Source organism: Ferrimonas balearica, assembly GCF_019802055.1.
Lineage (GTDB): Bacteria > Pseudomonadota > Gammaproteobacteria > Enterobacterales > Shewanellaceae > Ferrimonas > Ferrimonas balearica_A.
Genome location: NZ_JAHVHW010000007.1, coordinates 894,300 through 910,039 on the forward strand (window position 1 = coordinate 894,300; position 15,740 = coordinate 910,039).

Annotated in this window: 19 protein-coding genes and 1 riboswitch; of the genes, 15 read left to right on the top strand and 4 right to left on the bottom strand. The window is 58.1% G+C overall.

Annotated elements, in window-relative coordinates; genetic code table 11:
- Window positions 1–17 precede the first annotated feature (17 nt).
- Window positions 18–917: a DMT family transporter gene (locus KUV52_RS11685; protein WP_222526111.1), complete on the bottom strand. Its 900-nt coding sequence runs from the start codon at window positions 915–917 to the stop codon at window positions 18–20.
- A 114-nt stretch (window positions 918–1,031) separates the two neighbouring features.
- On the opposite strand from KUV52_RS11685, the gene KUV52_RS11690 reads away from it, so the two are divergent.
- Together KUV52_RS11690 and pdxH are read left to right on the top strand one after the other, a co-directional pair.
- Window positions 1,032–1,835, top strand: coding sequence for an AraC family transcriptional regulator (locus KUV52_RS11690; protein ID WP_222526112.1), 804 nt, complete (start codon window positions 1,032–1,034; stop codon window positions 1,833–1,835).
- Between the two features lie 36 nt (window positions 1,836–1,871).
- Window positions 1,872–2,510, top strand: coding sequence for a pyridoxamine 5'-phosphate oxidase (gene pdxH, locus KUV52_RS11695; RefSeq protein WP_222526113.1), 639 nt, complete (start codon window positions 1,872–1,874; stop codon window positions 2,508–2,510).
- Here the strand turns inward: pdxH and KUV52_RS11700 are convergent.
- Window positions 2,507–2,950, bottom strand: a complete 444-nt coding sequence (locus tag KUV52_RS11700) for a GNAT family N-acetyltransferase (protein ID WP_222526114.1) — start codon at window positions 2,948–2,950, stop codon at window positions 2,507–2,509. The two genes, pdxH and KUV52_RS11700, sit on opposite strands and share 4 nt — an antisense overlap.
- A 153-nt stretch (window positions 2,951–3,103) precedes the next feature.
- Here KUV52_RS11700 and KUV52_RS11705 point away from each other — a divergent pair, with 153 nt between their 5' ends.
- Both KUV52_RS11705 and can read left to right on the top strand, forming a co-directional pair.
- The gene (locus KUV52_RS11705) at window positions 3,104–5,299 is read left to right on the top strand and encodes a diguanylate cyclase (protein WP_222526115.1); all 2,196 of its coding nucleotides are present in this window, start codon (window positions 3,104–3,106) and stop codon (window positions 5,297–5,299) included.
- Between the two features lie 86 nt (window positions 5,300–5,385).
- Window positions 5,386–6,039 (top strand): carbonate dehydratase, encoded by a 654-nt coding sequence (can, locus tag KUV52_RS11710; protein WP_222526116.1) that lies wholly within the window; start codon window positions 5,386–5,388, stop codon window positions 6,037–6,039.
- Between the two features lie 255 nt (window positions 6,040–6,294).
- On the opposite strand, the gene KUV52_RS11715 is transcribed toward can, so the two are convergent.
- Together KUV52_RS11715 and KUV52_RS11720 are read right to left on the bottom strand one after the other, a co-directional pair.
- Window positions 6,295–6,477 carry a hypothetical protein gene (locus KUV52_RS11715; RefSeq protein WP_222526117.1) on the bottom strand — a complete coding sequence of 61 codons (183 nt, stop codon included), beginning with the start codon at window positions 6,475–6,477 and terminating at the stop codon, window positions 6,295–6,297.
- Window positions 6,478–6,564: 87 nt separating this feature from the next.
- Window positions 6,565–8,325 carry a M61 family metallopeptidase gene (locus KUV52_RS11720; RefSeq protein ID WP_222526118.1) on the bottom strand — a complete coding sequence of 587 codons (1,761 nt, stop codon included), beginning with the start codon at window positions 8,323–8,325 and terminating at the stop codon, window positions 6,565–6,567.
- A gap of 149 nt (window positions 8,326–8,474) precedes the next feature.
- Between KUV52_RS11720 and KUV52_RS18885 the strand changes: the two genes are divergently transcribed.
- From KUV52_RS18885 to KUV52_RS11770, 11 genes are all read left to right on the top strand, one after another.
- A complete protein-coding gene (locus tag KUV52_RS18885) occupies window positions 8,475–8,606 on the top strand; it encodes a hypothetical protein (RefSeq protein WP_261389972.1) in 132 nt (43 codons plus the stop codon).
- 118 nt (window positions 8,607–8,724) lie between these two features.
- Entirely contained in the window at window positions 8,725–9,075 is a 351-nt protein-coding gene (gene hinT / locus KUV52_RS11725; RefSeq protein WP_222526119.1) for a purine nucleoside phosphoramidase, read from the top strand.
- Window positions 9,072–9,569, top strand: a complete 498-nt coding sequence (locus KUV52_RS11730) for a PaaI family thioesterase (RefSeq protein ID WP_222526120.1) — start codon at window positions 9,072–9,074, stop codon at window positions 9,567–9,569. Before hinT ends, KUV52_RS11730 begins: the two co-directional genes overlap by 4 nt.
- Window positions 9,569–10,000: a PaaI family thioesterase gene (locus tag KUV52_RS11735; RefSeq protein WP_222526121.1), complete on the top strand. Its 432-nt coding sequence runs from the start codon at window positions 9,569–9,571 to the stop codon at window positions 9,998–10,000. Before KUV52_RS11730 ends, KUV52_RS11735 begins: the two co-directional genes overlap by 1 nt.
- Window positions 10,001–10,009: 9 nt before the next feature.
- Window positions 10,010–10,396, top strand: a complete 387-nt coding sequence (locus KUV52_RS11740) for a DUF1425 domain-containing protein (RefSeq protein WP_222526122.1) — start codon at window positions 10,010–10,012, stop codon at window positions 10,394–10,396.
- Between the two features lie 166 nt (window positions 10,397–10,562).
- Window positions 10,563–10,721: a hypothetical protein gene (locus KUV52_RS11745; protein ID WP_222526123.1), complete on the top strand. Its 159-nt coding sequence runs from the start codon at window positions 10,563–10,565 to the stop codon at window positions 10,719–10,721.
- A gap of 79 nt (window positions 10,722–10,800) precedes the next feature.
- A riboswitch (TPP riboswitch) is annotated at window positions 10,801–10,902 on the top strand.
- Between the two features lie 57 nt (window positions 10,903–10,959).
- Window positions 10,960–13,092 (top strand): TonB-dependent receptor, encoded by a 2,133-nt coding sequence (locus KUV52_RS11750; RefSeq protein WP_222526124.1) that lies wholly within the window; start codon window positions 10,960–10,962, stop codon window positions 13,090–13,092.
- A gap of 10 nt (window positions 13,093–13,102) precedes the next feature.
- Window positions 13,103–13,363 carry a YkoF family thiamine/hydroxymethylpyrimidine-binding protein gene (locus tag KUV52_RS11755; protein WP_222526125.1) on the top strand — a complete coding sequence of 87 codons (261 nt, stop codon included), beginning with the start codon at window positions 13,103–13,105 and terminating at the stop codon, window positions 13,361–13,363.
- Window positions 13,347–13,988 (top strand): nicotinamide riboside transporter PnuC, encoded by a 642-nt coding sequence (gene pnuC, locus KUV52_RS11760; protein WP_222526126.1) that lies wholly within the window; start codon window positions 13,347–13,349, stop codon window positions 13,986–13,988. The genes KUV52_RS11755 and pnuC overlap by 17 nt, the downstream gene beginning before the upstream one ends.
- Complete coding sequence (locus KUV52_RS11765; RefSeq protein ID WP_222526127.1) at window positions 13,981–14,790, top strand: phosphotransferase; 810 nt, start codon at window positions 13,981–13,983, stop codon at window positions 14,788–14,790. Before pnuC ends, KUV52_RS11765 begins: the two co-directional genes overlap by 8 nt.
- Before the next feature lie 68 nt (window positions 14,791–14,858).
- Window positions 14,859–15,698: a DUF6279 family lipoprotein gene (locus KUV52_RS11770; protein ID WP_222526128.1), complete on the top strand. Its 840-nt coding sequence runs from the start codon at window positions 14,859–14,861 to the stop codon at window positions 15,696–15,698.
- The last annotated feature ends 42 nt before the right edge of the window (window positions 15,699–15,740 follow it).

Here is a 15,740-nt window from a genome sequence, read left to right on the forward strand (position 1 = left end):
CAATGCTTAACAACAGTTTAAGCGGGTTCCGGCGTGCGTGCCCACAAAGTTTTCTTCAATTTTTGCGAGAGCCATACACCACCCAGTGCCAGACCGCCGCCAAGCAGGTGATAGCCGTGGATGCTCTCGCCCAGCAGCGGGATGGCGCTGGCGGTGGTGAGGACCGGCACCAGGTTCATAAAGTTGGCGTTGCGGCTGGCCCCCAGTTTGGCGATACCCTGCATCCAGCAGAATGGCGCCAGCACGGAGGCGAAGATGCCCGCATAGAGTACCAGTGGCAGAGCCTCCTGGCTCAAGGTCATTGAGGGGCTCAATACCGCTGCCGGAGAGAGCCAAATCAACCCCAGCAGGATCTGAACGTAGAGCGACTGCCAGGTGGTCAGGGGCAAGATCCAACGCTTGATCAGAACACCATACAACGCATAGGCCGTCGCACCGACCAGCAGCATCGCGTCACCCGGGTTCATGCCCTGATCCAGGATCTGGGTGGGATGCCCATGACCAAGCAGGATCGCCAGACCCAAAAAGGAGAGGGCGCTCCCAACCAGTGCGCCAACCGTTGGCGCATCACGCAGAATGATGACACTGAGCAACAGAGTAATCAGGGGCACCAGGGCGCCGATCAGGCCCATATTGGTGGCCGTAGTGCTGGCGGCCGCCAGGTACGCCAGGCTTTGAAACGCCACAATACCCAGGGCGGCCAGGATGGTCAGGCGTCCCAGGTTCTTGATGATGATCCGCCGCACCCGCCAGACAGAGGGCAGGACAAAGGGGGTGAGCAGCATTGCCGCCAGCGCCCATCGGTAAAACGCGATGGCCGCAGGGGAGATCACGTCCACCGAGAGCTTGCCGACAAGGTTGTTTCCAGCCCAGAACACAACGGCAGCAATAGGATAGAGGTAAGCTCGATTGATCACGCAAAAACTCCGCGATAAAAGGGGGAACAGGGGAAAAAAGACGGGCGCATTGTATAGTGACTTTTTCGCATGATATAACGCGAATCGGACATGATGTGCCGGAACACGGACAAGATGCGCGATCAGTATCACTACCCCCTGCCTCTGGACCCCTCAGAGGGCACCATTTACATCCATAGCGAAGAGATCGCTCCGGAGACCACCTTTCTTCCCCACAGCCACCCCTGGGGGCAGCTCAACATGGTGGATGCCGGTGTGGTGGAGCTGTCGGTGGGTGGTCAGCTTTTCCTTTCGCCGCCCCAGTACGCCATCTGGATACCGCCGGACGTTGAACACACCAGTTACAGCCGACAGCGGGTGGCGTATCGGGCGGTTTACGTCAATCGGGATTGGGCCAGCAACCTGCCGGATGAGCCCTGCATGTTGATGGTGTCGCCGTTGATCCGCGCCATCATTGCCGACTTTGGCGCCCGCCAGGTGGACCACCCCAGGACACCTGCCGATCGTCGGATGGCGCGGGTGCTGGTGGATCAGCTCGCCCTGGCTGAGCCTTTGGCGGCGTATCTGCCCAGCACCAGTGATCCAATGCTGGTGCCCATACTTGAGGCGCTGCAGGCGGATCCGGCGAACAATGACACGCTGGCCCAGTGGGCCCGCCGTCGCCACACCACAGAGCGTACCCTGGCGCGCCGATGTCAGAAGGCCCTCTCCATGAGTTTCAGTGACTGGCGTTCCCGGCTTCGTTTCCTTGCTTCATTGGGGATGCTGAAAAAGGGGCTGTCGGTCAAAGAGGTGGCGCTGGAACTGGGGTACAGTTCCTCGTCGGCGTTTATCACGCTGTTTCGCCGCCACGCAGGTACCTCGCCAGAGCAATATCGGCGGGCGAGGGGGCTGAAAGAGGGGCGAACGCTGGAGTAGAATGATTCGTCAGTTAACACGAAGGAGGAATGTTCGGTGAGTGACCTCAGCGACATCCGTCGAGAGTATTTGAAAGGGGGCCTGCGTCGTAAAGACCTGCCTGAAGATCCCATGGCGCTGTTTGAGCGCTGGTTGGGGCAGGCAAAAGACGCGCAGGTACTGGACCCGACCGCCATGAGCCTGGCCACGGTGGATGAGCAGGGCCGCCCATTTCAGCGCATCGTGCTGCTGAAGCAGTTTGATGAGAAAGGGTTTGTGTTTTACACCAACCTGGGCAGCCGCAAGTCCAAGCATATCGCCCATAACAACCAGGTGAGTCTGCTGTTCCCCTGGCAGAGCCTGGATCGGCAGATACACATCACTGGCACGGCGGAGAAGCTCAGTGCTGGCGAGGCATTAAAGTACTTTATGACCCGTCCGCGGGACAGTCAGTTGGGTGCCTGGGTGTCTCAGCAGAGTGCCCCCATCTCGGCACGGGGTGTACTGGAATCCAAGTTTCTTGAGCTGAAGCAGAAGTTCGCCAAAGGTGAGGTGCCCCTGCCGGAGTTTTGGGGCGGCTACCGCGTCAAGGCGGACAGTTTCGAGTTTTGGCAGGGTGGAGCCAAACGCCTGCATGACCGCTTCCTCTACACGTTGGAGGAGGATCAGTGGCAGGTGGAGCGCCTCGCGCCTTAAGGCAGGACTCTTCGTAACGATACGGGGCGGGGAAGCATCAGGCTGACCTGCCCCGTTTCATGTTGCTGTTCGATACGCCAGCCCAGGTGTTGGTAAAACCCCATTGCCGCCGTATTCGCATCGGTTTGAAGGTGAACTTCACGGGCGCCCCGCCAGAACAGATAACGGCAGCCCTGCTGCAGCAGAATGCGTCCCAACCCCTGACCCTGACTTACAGGGTCGACATAGAGTGCCCAGATTGCAGCGTCACTCAGGCTGACGATAACAAACCCTTTGTCTCCCTGCCTATCGCCGCCTAACCAGCCCCGGCCGGTTCGCGACAGATAGCGGGCGTAGAGAGTGTCGGGCCGATCCCGGTCGGCGGGATATTCCGTCACCCGGTGACGTATCGCCTGCAAACTGGCGATGTCAGTGAGGCCAGCCCGTCGCAGTTGCCACATAGTCCGCTCCAAAGGAAAGCTCATTGCAGTTCTAGACTGCAATCCAATCCGCCGCCAATTTTCCGAGCGAACCGAGGCTTTTCCCTTGTGGGCAGCATGTTAACGGATATAGTCTAGCGATGTACTCGGATATTCTGCGACAAGGACGATGACATGGGGAAAAAGGCGCTGGCACCTTACCGCATTTTTGCTGGTCGCCTGCTGACCTCCACCGCTCTCGGGCTGTTTGGTTACTTCATCAACTGCTACCCGGTCCCACTGTTCTCCAACATCGAACTGGTGTTGGGCAACACTCTGATCCTGCTCTGTGCCAGTCGGCTCGGCCCTTATTACACTTTGTGGTGTGCCGCCCTGGCGATCTCGGGTCTGGCCCAGGCCTGGGGCCACCATTATGTTTACCTGACCTACGGCCTGGAAGCTCTGGTGGTGTGTCTGCTGCGGCGTCGTGGCTGGTATCTGCTTTATGCCGACCTGTTCTACTGGTGTTTCCTTGGAATGCCGATAACCGCGCTGGTGATTCTCCAGTTCTTCACCATTCCGGTGGATTACCAGTTTTTCACTGTGGTGAAACAGGGGTTCAATGGCTTCCTCTACACGGCGTTGGCGTCGCTAATCAGCTTGCTGATACCCAGTGGCTGGTTCCGGCTAATCCGTCAGCAGCCCAATGTACTGCGCACCTTTCGCCAGAAGCTGGTTCACGCCGTTCTGGTCATGCTGAGTCTGGTGTTTATCGGCTCGATGCTGGTGGCCAGTCGAAACCTGGTGATCACGCAGCAGCAGTTGCTGGCGTTTAATCTGAATGAGCGGAGCGCTCATCTGGTCCACGAATACCAACGGTATCTGGATTTCCACCAACGCGCCGTGCTTAACGCCAGTCAGTGGCTGCTCCGTGGGGTGTATGAAGATGAGTGGCAGGGTGCGCTTGAACAACTGCATCGTCAGTATCCCGGCTACCTCACCATGTTGATGACCGACAGCACAGGGCGGATTACCCAAGCCAGTCCAAGCCATTTGATGGCGGGAAATCCTGTGCTGTCCGTCGCCGATCGAAACTACTTCAAAGTGCCGATGACAGAGGGGCGCCCCTATATTTCAGCCCTGCTTCAGGGCCGAGGATTTGGCCAGGATCCCATCGTCGCCATCAGCGCGCCCATTCTCGGCGAGGATCTGCAGCCGGTGGGCATTGTTGAAGGCTCGCTGGATCTCACTCATATCGCCAATGACACCAATCACAGCCACTGGGGTGAGGTGGCGATGGTGCTTACCGACAGTGAAAGCCGGGTGATCTATGCCAGTGAGATCCTCAAGCTCAATGTGTTCTCACCCTTTGAGTTTTTGAAGCTTAAGGAGGTTGAGGGGTTTGATCTCTCATTGATGAACATCCACAGCACAAGCTCCTCCGTTGGCGAGTACTTCTATCACCATACGACGTTGGCAAATGGCTGGCGTTTGTACGTGATGTTGCCCTACCGGCCCTTGGCAGAGCGATTGGAAGCCTACTACATGCTGGGGATTGGCCTGTTGGTCATCGGCATGGTGCTGGCGACGTTGCTGGCCCGTCAGATTGGCGCTTACCTGACGTCTCCCCTGGAGTTTCTGGTGCGCAAACTGATGCAGCGCCAGCAATCGGAGGATCCACTCAGTCGGCTTCCCGCGCTGCCACGGGGTTCCGCACTGGAGGTGCGGACTCTGTACGATGAGCTGGAAACCAATCGCAGTGCGCTTCGGGCCTATCAGCACTCACTGGAGGAGTTGGTGGCAACCCGCACCGCGCAGTTGGAGGCCGCTAACGCCAAACTGGCCCAATTGGCACATCGCGATGGTTTGACCGGCGCGTACAATCGCCGCTATTTCGATCAGCAGTTTGAGACGGCAAGGCAACACTGTGTACGTGGTGAGGGTCAACTGGGACTGGCGTTGATCGACATTGATCACTTCAAGGCGATCAATGACAACCACGGACACCTGGTGGGTGATGATTGCCTGAAGTCGCTGGTGACCTTGATCCAAAACCACTTCACCCGCAAGCTGGATCTGCTGGCGCGCTACGGTGGTGAGGAGTTTGTACTGCTTCTGCCACACAGCCGTCCGGAAGAGTTGATCCCGAAACTGGAGACACTTCGGCGTAAAGTTGCGGATTCTCCTTTGAGCTTCACTGCAGATGGTGAACCTCTCCATGTTACGGTCAGTATCGGTCTGTTCGTGGCGGAGCCAGAGTTCAGCACAGTGCAGACGGATTGGATCCTGGCGGCAGATACCGCGTTATATCAGGCTAAACAGGGCGGCCGTAATCGACTCTGCCTGGCAGATTCGACCACCCAGGATACGGAAACCGTGAGATCGGTCTAACCATTAACCGTCTGAACGCTGCTTCGACCACTGCTGGGGTTGAATGGGGTTATAGTGGCTCGGTTTGTCAAAGACTTGAGGGATGCATGGCGAGTTTACAGCACCTGTTTGAGCGCAATCGCGAGTGGGCCAAACAGATTGAAGCGGATAACCCGGACTTTTTCTCTGAACTGGAGCATCAGCAGTCGCCAGAGTACCTTTGGATCGGCTGCTCTGACAGCCGGGTGCCTGCCAATCAGATTATCGATCTGGCGCCCGGGGAGATCTTCGTTCACCGTAACATCGCCAATGTGGTGGTGCATTCGGACCTGAATGCCCTGTCGGTGATTCAATACGCGGTGGATGTGCTTAAGGTGAAGCACATCATGGTGGTGGGGCACTATGGTTGCGGTGGCGTGATGGCCGCACTGAACGACAGTCGCCTGGGCCTGGCCACCAACTGGCTTCGCCACGTTCGTGATGTGTATGAGGACCATCGGGACCAGGTGGATGCCCTGTCCCCGGAGATGCAGCATCGACGCCTGTGCGAACTCAATGTGATCGCCCAGGTGATCAACACCTGCCAGACCACCATTGTCAAAGACGCCTGGGCGCGTGGCCAGGGGCTGACCATCCATGGTTGGGTTTACGACCTCGCGGACGGACTGCTGCGTGATCTGGATGTCTCTGTCTCCGAACCCTCTGAACTGCTCCCCAAAAGTCAGGCATCCATTCTGGGTCTGGCCAAACTCAAATCCTGAGTACGCTCCGTATTGAATCAGACCATAAGTCGTTCAGAGGCTTATGGTTTGGCAGTGTCACTCTGCTGCCCGGCCATGCTCGGTTCCGCGCTGCACCGAAAGTGTGATTGAGCGAGATGGAGCGCCTGTTCCACGATTCCTATGGAGTCGGCTAGCGACGAAGGAACGAAAGGCGATTAAGGCTGCTAACGCAGGGCGTAAAAGCCAAAAAAGACCGGGGGTTCCGGTCTTTTTTCATGGGCTTACAGCGCTGAATTACGAGGCGCGCTGCTTTTCATCGTTGTCACTGCTTTCGACGAAACGGGAGAGTTCGTTGGCGAACACCGAGTGGAGCTCTTCCTCCACATCGCGCAACCGTTCACGAAGATCCGCAATGGATTCGGCACCCTCAAAACGCCGATGCAACAAGCGCTCGAGTTTGGGATCAGATCCAGGCATTGAGTACCTCCTTAACCCCTTCGGGGTGCGGCAACGTAAGCACACCCCAAGGGTGGCACGGACTGAGCCGGTTTTGCCCAAAAGGTGTCATAACCACAGCGAGTTGTCTTCGCCGTCAATGGGGCTCAGAACCACAGTATCCATGGGCGCTGGACAGAGTTCAAGGGTACCTGACATCAATTCGTCGCGGCGGAACCAATGGATCGGTAATTTCGAACCTTCGGCGTACCGCTCCAGTTGGCTGTCCAGGTTGCTTGCCACCTCGAGTTCATTCAGGGCGACCAGACGATCCCCGGCCGCCAGTCCGGCTCGGTGAGCGTTCCCCCCTTCACTCACTGCCTCAATTCGCACGCCAAAATTGTCGGCGCGGTAGCGGGCACCCAGGTTCGCTTTGGGTGCAGGCTTACCTTTTCCACCCTTGTCGTTGTTGCCGTTGGCAGCGCGCATCCGCATCTCAACACCCACTTTCGCCAGAAGGGCTTCGAGGGGAAGGTCGTCGGTATTATCCAGATAGGCAAACAGGTCCGACACGTCCCGACCCAGCAGTTCGGCCATCATTGCCTGATGGGTGTGCTCACCGGTGCCGATGCCGGGCTTGCCGTGCTGCTCCCACAGCATCTTCATCAGGTCATCCAGAGAGCGTTCGCCATCGGTTTCGATGCGCAGCGTCAGGTCCAGCATCAAGGCGAACATGGCCCCTTTGGTGTAGTAGCTGACAATGGCGTTCTGGGCGTTTTCGTCCTGCTTGTAGAACTTGGTCCAGGCGTTGAAGCTGGAGTCGCGGAGCGACTGCTTGAAGCGGCCAACTCCACGGGTTACGCGGGTCATCCCCTCAGCCGCCATCTGCAGGTAGGTTTCCTTATCGACGCAGCCGGAACGGTAGACCAGGAGGTCGTCGTAGTAGGAGGTGATCCCCTCATAGGCCCACAACTGGCGGGTGTAGCTCTCTTCGCTCAGGTCGTAGGGGACAAAGGTCTCAGGCTTGATGCGCTTGACGTTCCAGTTGTGGAAATACTCATGGGAGCAGAGGGAGAGGAAGGTGCGATATCCCTCACTCATGCCCGGCTCATTGATGCTGGGCAGGTCGCCACGGCCACACACCAGAGCGGTAGAGGCACGGTGCTCCAGGCCGCCAAATCCACTGCCAATCACCTGGGTCATAAACAGGTAGCGGGAGTAGGGGGCCTGGCCGCCAAACAGCTCAATCTGGTATTCACAGATCTTCTTCAGATCGGAACAGATGCGGTCGGTATCCGCCAGGTGGCGGCCGGTCAGCACCAGATCATGGGGAACGCCGCCGGCTTCAAAGGTGGCCAGGGTAAAGGTGCCCATCTCCACCGGGTGATCGATCAACTCGTCGTAGTTATCCGCCTCGTAGTCGCCGAAGCCGTAACGCTCGGCACCTGCTTCCCGCATGGCAGTGGCCACCCGCCACGCTTTGTACTGTTCGCCCTCAGGGGCCAGCAGGGTGACTTTGGCCGGTTTGTGCTCCTGTCCGACGACCGCAAGGAAGGTACTGCTGCCATTGAAGAAGCCGTGAGTCTGATCCAGATGAGCGCCCCGCACTGACAGGTCCCAGGCGTATACCTGATAGTGCAATTCCACTTCACCGGTCGCATCGTCCAACTGCCAGGTCTGCTTGTCCAACTGGGTCAGGGACAGCGGTTCGCCAGTGGGACGCTGCGCTCGCACGCCGATCAGATGACGGGCAAAGTCGCGGATCATATAGCTACCCGGCAACCAGGCGGGGAGGGTAAATTGCTGCTTATCTTTGGCCTGACTGAGTCTCAGGGTGACGGCAAACCGATGCGCGAGCGGATCAATGGGTTGGATCTGGTAGTGGATCATCAGGGACAGCTTCCTTCCTGGTCGTTTTCCTGTCAGCGATTGTAGCGAGGTGGCAAAGGCGTTGTCAGCCTCGGTTTGCACTCAATTGGATTGTGATCAGGATCCCGTCATTTGTGGAGTGTGCAACGTATGCTGCCCCGGAATAACGGATGGAGTCGCTGATGTTTGCCCTGTTTCGTCCTTTTCTGTTGATGATCATGTTGTATGGCTTGTTTTGCCTGTTCGGATTCTGGCGAGGCTGGAAGGAGCAGAAACGGCTGGAGCGGCGGCAATCCCGCTGACGCTGTAAAGCTGGCGACACCCACTCAACAAGCGAATGAGATCACAGCCAATTTTCCTCTTCCCGCCAGGCTCGTATAATAACAGCTGACTTACCACAGCCTGATTTGGGAGCCCTTCATGGCCGAAGAAACCCTATTCTCCAAGATTGTCCGCCGCGAAATCCCTGCGGAGATCCTCTACCAGGACGACCTGGTCACCGCGTTTAAGGACATCCAGCCCAAGGCGCCGCACCACATTCTGATCATCCCCAACCACCTGATCCCCACGGTCAATGATGTGACTGCCGAGGACGAGCAGGCGCTGGGTCGCCTGTTTACCGTGGCGGCCAAGCTGGCCAAGCAACTGGGCATCGATGAAGATGGCTATCGTCTGCTGGTCAACTGTAACCAGCATGGTGGGCAGGAGGTGTTCCATGTCCATATGCATCTGGTGGGTGGCCGTCCACTGGGACCGATGTTGGCCTTATGATGCGACCCGATAACAGAGAGTTCTTCCCCCTGACCGGGCTGGCGACGCGATTTGTGGATCAGCTCGCACAGTGCCGGGCGCTTGGGGTGCAAACCCTGGAAGCCAGCGAGCACCATGTGCTGCTGGCGTTGCCCTATAACGAGCAGCTGGTGGGCTATCCCGATACCGGCGTACTGCATGGTGGGGTGATCACCACCCTGATGGATACCGCTTCCGGTGCGGCCGTGGTGTGCGCGGTTACCCACGCCAGCGGCGAGATTGAGCTTTGTCCGACCCTGGATCTCCGGGTGGACTACATGAAAGCCGCCGAGCCGGGTAAGCCGGTGTACGGTTTTGCCGAGTGCTTCAAGTTGACCAGTGCTGTCGCCTTTACCCGGGGCATCGCTTATCAGGACTCCATGGATGACCCGATCGCCCAGGCGGTAGGCTCCTTTATGCGCATTGGTCCCGAGTTGATGACCGATGGCTTCCGCCAGGCGCTGAAGGGGGAGTGATGGACTTAAAACAGCTGCTCAAGGAAGCCAATGCGGATAACGACTATGGTCGCTTGCTGGATCTGGTGCCCTATGCTCGTTTTATCGGTATGGCGTGTGAGCGATTTGGCGACGAGATGGTGTTCCGTCTGCCGCCCAAAGAGCAAAATCTCGGTAATCCCATGTTGCCCGCCTTGCACGGTGGCGTAATTGCTGGCTTTATGGAGATGTCTGCCATTCTCCAGTTGATGGTGTTGATGCAGACCACTCGTGTACCCAAGATCGTTGATTTCTCAATCGATTACTTGCGTGCCGGGTACGCACGTGAAACCTATTGTGAGTGTAAGATCACCCGTCAGGGGCGTCGGGTGGCCAACGTCAGCGTCAGTTGCTGGCAGACCAATCGGAAGCAGCCCATCGCAACGGCGAGGGCCCATTTCTTGATCGACTAGGAGGCAGGGATGAAAGCGTGGTTTGGGGTGTTATTGCTGTGCTTGACCGGGTGCAGCGCCATTACAGCGGGGGTATCCGCCCGCTCAGACCGTCCTGAGCTGCGCATCGATTCCAGCAGCGTGGCAAGAGAGGTGAGCATTGAGCAGGTGCAGAAGCATTACCAGGGCGAACGGTTGCAAGCCTCTGCCGTGCTGATCTCCCGGGTCAGTACCGACCGCTATCTGCAGTACAAATTCACCTTCTTTGATGCCAGCGGCATGCCGGTGGAAGCGGACTCCATGAGTTGGCGTCCGGTCAATCTTCATGGGGGCGAACGACGTCCGGTTACAGCAGTCGCTCCTACTACTGCAGCCACCGAATTCGAGATTTATGTCCGTCGGGCAACGGACGAATAGAACTGGAAAAACTCCTTTACAATTCACCAATTAAAACCGGCAATGACTGTGATGTCTGCCGGTTTTTTTGTCGGCATTTCCGCTAGAATGGCAGCCAAATCAACCGCCCTCACGGACGATTCTACGGCATTGGACCGCCCCTTTTGCTGTTTTTTGGAGAAATGCCATGACCGACATGATTCTTGATATCTCCCCCGTGATGTTTTCCACCCCGCTGCTGTCTGGTGTCATCACCACCTTCCTGACGCTGGGGCTCGCATATTGGGCTTATCTGGCCTACGACTACAATCGTACTGAGACCGAGCCAAAGCTCTGGAACAAGTAAACCCCTTTCCCGAGAGCCCGCCAATTGGCGGGCTTTTTTGTGCCTGCTGTCCCAAATCCCCTCACTTTTGGATATACTCCGCTTCGCCACGGGGTGTGCCACGCACTGAGATCCTCTTCAGAGGGAACCCGTTGAACCTGATCCGGTTTGTACCGGCGTAGGAATGGCGTCCTCGTGCACCCCGTTACCGTCGTCCGGATCTGTCCTTTGCACCGCAATATAGAGATATGACACGGACATGAGACGCACTATGCTCTCCCTGGCCATGCTGGCCACTCTCCCTGCTGTCGCCGATGAGGCGATGGAAACCCTCACCGTTGTGGCCGATTTTCGCGGCCAGACTCTGGCAGAGCTGCCGGCGTCCGCCACTGTTCTGGATGCCCGGCAGTTGGAGGATGAAGGGGGTGAGCACTTCGAAGACGCCCTCCATCGCATCCCCAATCTGAACTGGTCCGGCGGCAGTTCCCGGCCTCGCTACTTTCAGATCCGTGGCGTGGGGGAGCAGGAGGAGTATCAGGGTGCGCCCAATAGCTCCGTGGGCTTTATTGTGGATGACATCGACCTCTCAGGCGTTGGCATGGCGGCAAGCCTGTTCGATCTGGGACAGGTCGAGGTGCTGAGAGGACCGCAAGGCACCCGCTATGGCGCCAATGCACTGGCCGGGCTTATCTACCTGAAGAGCAATGATCCCACAGAGGTGTTCGAAGCGGGCACGGAAGTGACTGTCGCCGAGGACAACCAGTTGACGGTGGGGGCATACGCTTCCGGTGCCGCCGACCGCAACGGCGAACTGCTCTACCGGGTCGCCGTTCAGAGTCATCAGCAGGATGGGTTCCGCCATAACGCCTATCTGGGCGTGGATGACACCAACCAGCGTGATGAAACCACCGTTCGGGCCAAACTGCGCTGGTTACCCGCTGACAACTTTCAGGCCGATCTGACCTTCCTGCACGCCAACCTGGATAATGGCTACGACGCCTGGACCCTGGACAACAACGGCTTTACCACCCTGACCGATGAGCCAGGCATCGACAGCCAGCGCACCAATGGTGCGGCACTGAAGCTGGGCTGGGCCATCTCTGATGCGGTTAATCTGACCGCCATCACCAGCTACGCCAACAGTCACACACAGCACGCCTACGATGGTGACTGGGCCAACTCCGATTACTGGGCCAGTCTGACCTGTCCCATCTACGATGATGCCTGGAACGTCATCGGTTCAGAACCCTGCGTCTACGACTACTACTGGGACAAACAGGGTAAACGGGACACCATCAGTCAGGAGATGCGATTCGCCTCTGGTGAAGCGGGTCGAATCTTCGCTGGCACCACCGACTGGTTGATCGGCGTCTACTACAGCAAGCTTGAAGAACATAACGACCTGAAAAGCTACTACAACGGCTTTCCCGACCAGTTCCTGATCAGCGACTATAAGGCCGCGAACACCGCCCTGTTTGGTCAACTGGACAGCAGCCTGGGCGCCTGGGAGCTGTCGGCGGGCCTTCGGGTGGAATACCGCCAAAGCGACTATGCCGACGATGCGGGCGAAAGTTTTGATCCCAAGGAAACCATGTGGGGAGGCCACCTCTCTGCCAGCCGCGCTCTGGGTGACAGTAACCGCGGTTACCTCCGCATCGCCCGGGGTTATAAGGCCGGCGGCTTCAACATGGGCCTGCCGCCGGTACTGGAAGGGCAGACTGAGTTCGAGTCCGAGACTCTGTACAACTACGAAATCGGTCTGAAAAGCCGCCTGTTCGATGGGGCGGTCAACAGCAACCTGGCGATCTTCTATATGGATCGTCAGGACCAGCAGGTGGAGGCGTCCCTGCAGGACCCGGATAACCCCCAGCGCTTCTTCCTCTACACCAACAATGCCGGTGCATCGGAAAACTACGGGCTGGAGTGGGAACTGAACTGGCAGGCCACTCGTCAGTTGGAGCTTTACAGCACCCTGGGCCTGCTGAAAGCCCGCTACAAGGATTACATGTTGCCGCAGGCGGATGGCAGCGCGGTGGATCTGTCCGGGCGCGAACTGGCCCACGCGCCGAGTTATCAATACACCCTGGGGGGCACCTATCGGGCAGACAATGGTTGGTTCACCAACCTGAACCTGAATGGTTCCGATGCCTTCTACTATTCAGACAGCCACGATGCGCAGTCTGAGGCGTACACACTGCTCAATGCCAAGCTGGGTTACGAAGCGCAGAACTGGGCCCTGTACCTGTGGGGACGCAACCTGACTGACGAGAAGTACGGGGTGCGCGGTTTCTACTTTGGCAACGAGCCGAACGAAGACTGGGCACCCAAGCTTTATGTTCGCTACGGCGATCCGCGTCAGTTTGGCCTGACTTTCCGTTACGACTACTTCTAAGGAGACCGCCATGCAATTGGCCGTAGAGATCAGCCTGTACCCGCTTAATGACGATTACCTGTCCGTGATTAAGTGGTTTATTCAACGGCTGGACCAATACCCCGAGGTGCGCCGCCTGACCAACGGCATGAGCACTCAGTTGATGGGGGACTATGACACCGTGATGGCACTGTTGGCGGCGGAGATGAAAGCGGCCCATGAGCAGTGGGGCAAGGGTGTTTTTGTCTGCAAGTTTATTCCCGGCGGAGTGAATCTTGACCACAGTGAGTGATTGGCTGCAGCAGGCTGCGGCTGAAGCACACGCTCTGTCTGGCTGGGAAGCGGTGGCCGTATTGCTGGCCATCGCTTACCTGCTGCTTGCGATGCGGCGCAACATCTGGTGCTGGCCTGCGGCAGCAGCCAGTACCCTGATCTACACCGTGCTGTTCTGGCAGGTGGCGCTGCTGATGGAATCGGTGCTGAACGTCTACTACCTGGCGATGGCCGCCTATGGTTTCTGGCAGTGGCGTTTTGGTGGTCGGGATGGCGATGGGGTGCCGATGGTGCGCTGGTCGCTCTCCACACACCTGCTGATCATCGGCGCGACGGCTTTGGGCGCGTTGGCGGTGGGCTATGTGATGGACAATCACACCCACGCTGACATGGCTTACCTGGACGCCATGACCACCTGCTTTGCCGTGGTGACCACCGTGATGGTGGCCCGCAAAGTGGTGGAGAACTGGCTTTACTGGGTGGTGATCGATCTGGCTTCCATCTATCTCTATCTGGAGAAGGGGTTCTACCTCACCGCCGGTCTGTTTGTGTTCTATGTGGTGATGGCCACGGTGGCCTACTTCCAGTGGCGCGCACAGTACCAGCTGGACGCTGACCCCGGTCTGGAGCTGCGTGGTGTCTGATCGGCTCGACGAGGCTCTGACCCGACTTGAGCGGGCCGGATTCCAGTGGGAGCGGGTCTCACCGATAGGGGGTGGGCTGGGCAACCGGCTATGGCGTCTCAGTGGGTCGGGCGACTGGGTGCTGCGACTCCACAACCCCAATCTGGCGTTTTGCGTGGACCGGGAGCAAGAGTCCCGGATCTGGCAGGCGGCCTCCGCCATCGATCGGGCTCCTGAGCTGCGGTTTTGGGATCCGCAGTTCAGCCTGGCTGATTACGGTGGGGTAGTGCCCGACACGGTCCCCCAAGCGTCGTTGCTGGCACTGATGCTCGAGCTGCACCAGATAGGGGGAGGCTGGCAACCCATCGATCCCGCACAGCGGATCCTCGATTACCTGCGGCCGGACAGTGACAAACTGCAACGCTATCTGCCACATCTGCCTGAATGGATGGAGAGCCTGCAACAAAGCCGTTTGCCCTCAGGTCTGATCCATGGGGATCTTCATCCGGGCAACCTCCTGATTGGGCCTGATGGGCGCTGGCGTGCCATCGACTTTGAGTACGCGGGAACCGGGTCGCCGCTGATGGATTTGGCCCCCTGGCTGGTGGATGCGCCGGATGAGCCCGGACTCTGGCAGGCGTACCTGGACGCTCGTGGGGTTGAGGCCAACGACACTGAGTGGCAAGCGATGCGTGCTGCGGTGGTGCTCTATCTGTTGATGAGTGCAGCGTGGGCCGATCAGATGGCACACAGCCAAAAGGATCCCATTTACTCTCAATGGCGTACCCACTACTTTGAACAGATAGGGGTGTGGATGCCATAACCCCGCGAGACAGGGGAGAGGATGCCGGTGAAGCAGACGCGAAAGCCAATGATGGATGGGGACCGTCGATGAAACGATGGGCGTGGATCCTGCTGCTATTGACCTTTCTCGGGGGCTGTTCGCCCCGCTTTGTCTACGGCTGGCTCGATTGGATCATTCCCTGGCAAGTCGACGACTACGTCACCCTGAGTTCGAGCCAGGAGGGGGCGCTCGATGCCATCATTCAGCGCCAGCTTCGCTGGCATCGCCACCATGAACTGCCGCTTTACCTCGAGCACCTCGAACGACTGCAGGCGGATGTCGCCGGGCCCCTCGACGAAGAGACCGTGCTGAGGCATATGAACGAAGCCTCGGAACACTGGTATCGCCTGTTTGCTCACCTTCTTCCCGATATTGTTGGTCTGATCCAATCCTTCAGTGATAAGCAGGTGGAGGAGATCCTGGCGCAGATCAACCAGGAGAACGCTGAACTTCAGGAGAAGTATGGCGAACTGTCTCTGTCCAAAAGGGTTAAGCGAGCCAACAAGATGATGGAAAAGTCGATGCGGAAGTGGCTCGGCAAGCTCTCGCCGGCCCAGAAAGCCGTGATTGCCGACTACAACCTTAACCGCCACAACACTCTGGCGCTGTGGCTGGCGTATCGACAGGACTGGATTGATCATTTTGCGAAGGCGCTTCGGCAGCGTTCAGACCGCGAGCAACTGGAGCGGGAGTTAACGCTGCTGCTGGTGACCCCCGATGAGTTAAAAGGCCAGCAGTATCTGAGCCAAATCCAGGAAAACCGACGTCGGCTGGCCCGTGGGCTGATCACCATCCATGCCGAGATGACGCCGAGGCAATCTCGCAAGTTGAATCGCGAACTGGATGATTTAAGGGAAGATCTCGAATATCTGATCCACCGGAATTAAGCCACACTATTGAAAGCAAAGGGCAGGGGAGGCGGTCCACTC

What these genes read in the sequence shown, in the direction of transcription:
- KUV52_RS11720 (WP_222526118.1), bottom strand. Translation starts at nt 8,325, where the DNA reads ATGATCCACTACCAGATCCAACCCATTGATCCGCTCGCGCATCGGTTT.
- KUV52_RS11745 (WP_222526123.1), top strand. Translation starts at nt 10,563, where the DNA reads ATGACCGACATGATTCTTGATATCTCCCCCGTGATGTTTTCCACCCCG.
- KUV52_RS11730 (WP_222526120.1), top strand. Translation starts at nt 9,072, where the DNA reads ATGATGCGACCCGATAACAGAGAGTTCTTCCCCCTGACCGGGCTGGCG.
- hinT (WP_222526119.1), top strand. Translation starts at nt 8,725, where the DNA reads ATGGCCGAAGAAACCCTATTCTCCAAGATTGTCCGCCGCGAAATCCCT.
- KUV52_RS11715 (WP_222526117.1), bottom strand. Translation starts at nt 6,477, where the DNA reads ATGCCTGGATCTGATCCCAAACTCGAGCGCTTGTTGCATCGGCGTTTT.
- KUV52_RS11700 (WP_222526114.1), bottom strand. Translation starts at nt 2,950, where the DNA reads ATGTGGCAACTGCGACGGGCTGGCCTCACTGACATCGCCAGTTTGCAG.
- KUV52_RS11735 (WP_222526121.1), top strand. Translation starts at nt 9,569, where the DNA reads ATGGACTTAAAACAGCTGCTCAAGGAAGCCAATGCGGATAACGACTAT.
- KUV52_RS18885 (WP_261389972.1), top strand. Translation starts at nt 8,475, where the DNA reads ATGGAGTCGCTGATGTTTGCCCTGTTTCGTCCTTTTCTGTTGATGATC.
- can (WP_222526116.1), top strand. Translation starts at nt 5,386, where the DNA reads ATGGCGAGTTTACAGCACCTGTTTGAGCGCAATCGCGAGTGGGCCAAA.
- KUV52_RS11770 (WP_222526128.1), top strand. Translation starts at nt 14,859, where the DNA reads ATGAAACGATGGGCGTGGATCCTGCTGCTATTGACCTTTCTCGGGGGC.
- KUV52_RS11705 (WP_222526115.1), top strand. Translation starts at nt 3,104, where the DNA reads ATGGGGAAAAAGGCGCTGGCACCTTACCGCATTTTTGCTGGTCGCCTG.
- KUV52_RS11750 (WP_222526124.1), top strand. Translation starts at nt 10,960, where the DNA reads ATGAGACGCACTATGCTCTCCCTGGCCATGCTGGCCACTCTCCCTGCT.
- KUV52_RS11690 (WP_222526112.1), top strand. Translation starts at nt 1,032, where the DNA reads ATGCGCGATCAGTATCACTACCCCCTGCCTCTGGACCCCTCAGAGGGC.
- KUV52_RS11755 (WP_222526125.1), top strand. Translation starts at nt 13,103, where the DNA reads ATGCAATTGGCCGTAGAGATCAGCCTGTACCCGCTTAATGACGATTAC.
- KUV52_RS11740 (WP_222526122.1), top strand. Translation starts at nt 10,010, where the DNA reads ATGAAAGCGTGGTTTGGGGTGTTATTGCTGTGCTTGACCGGGTGCAGC.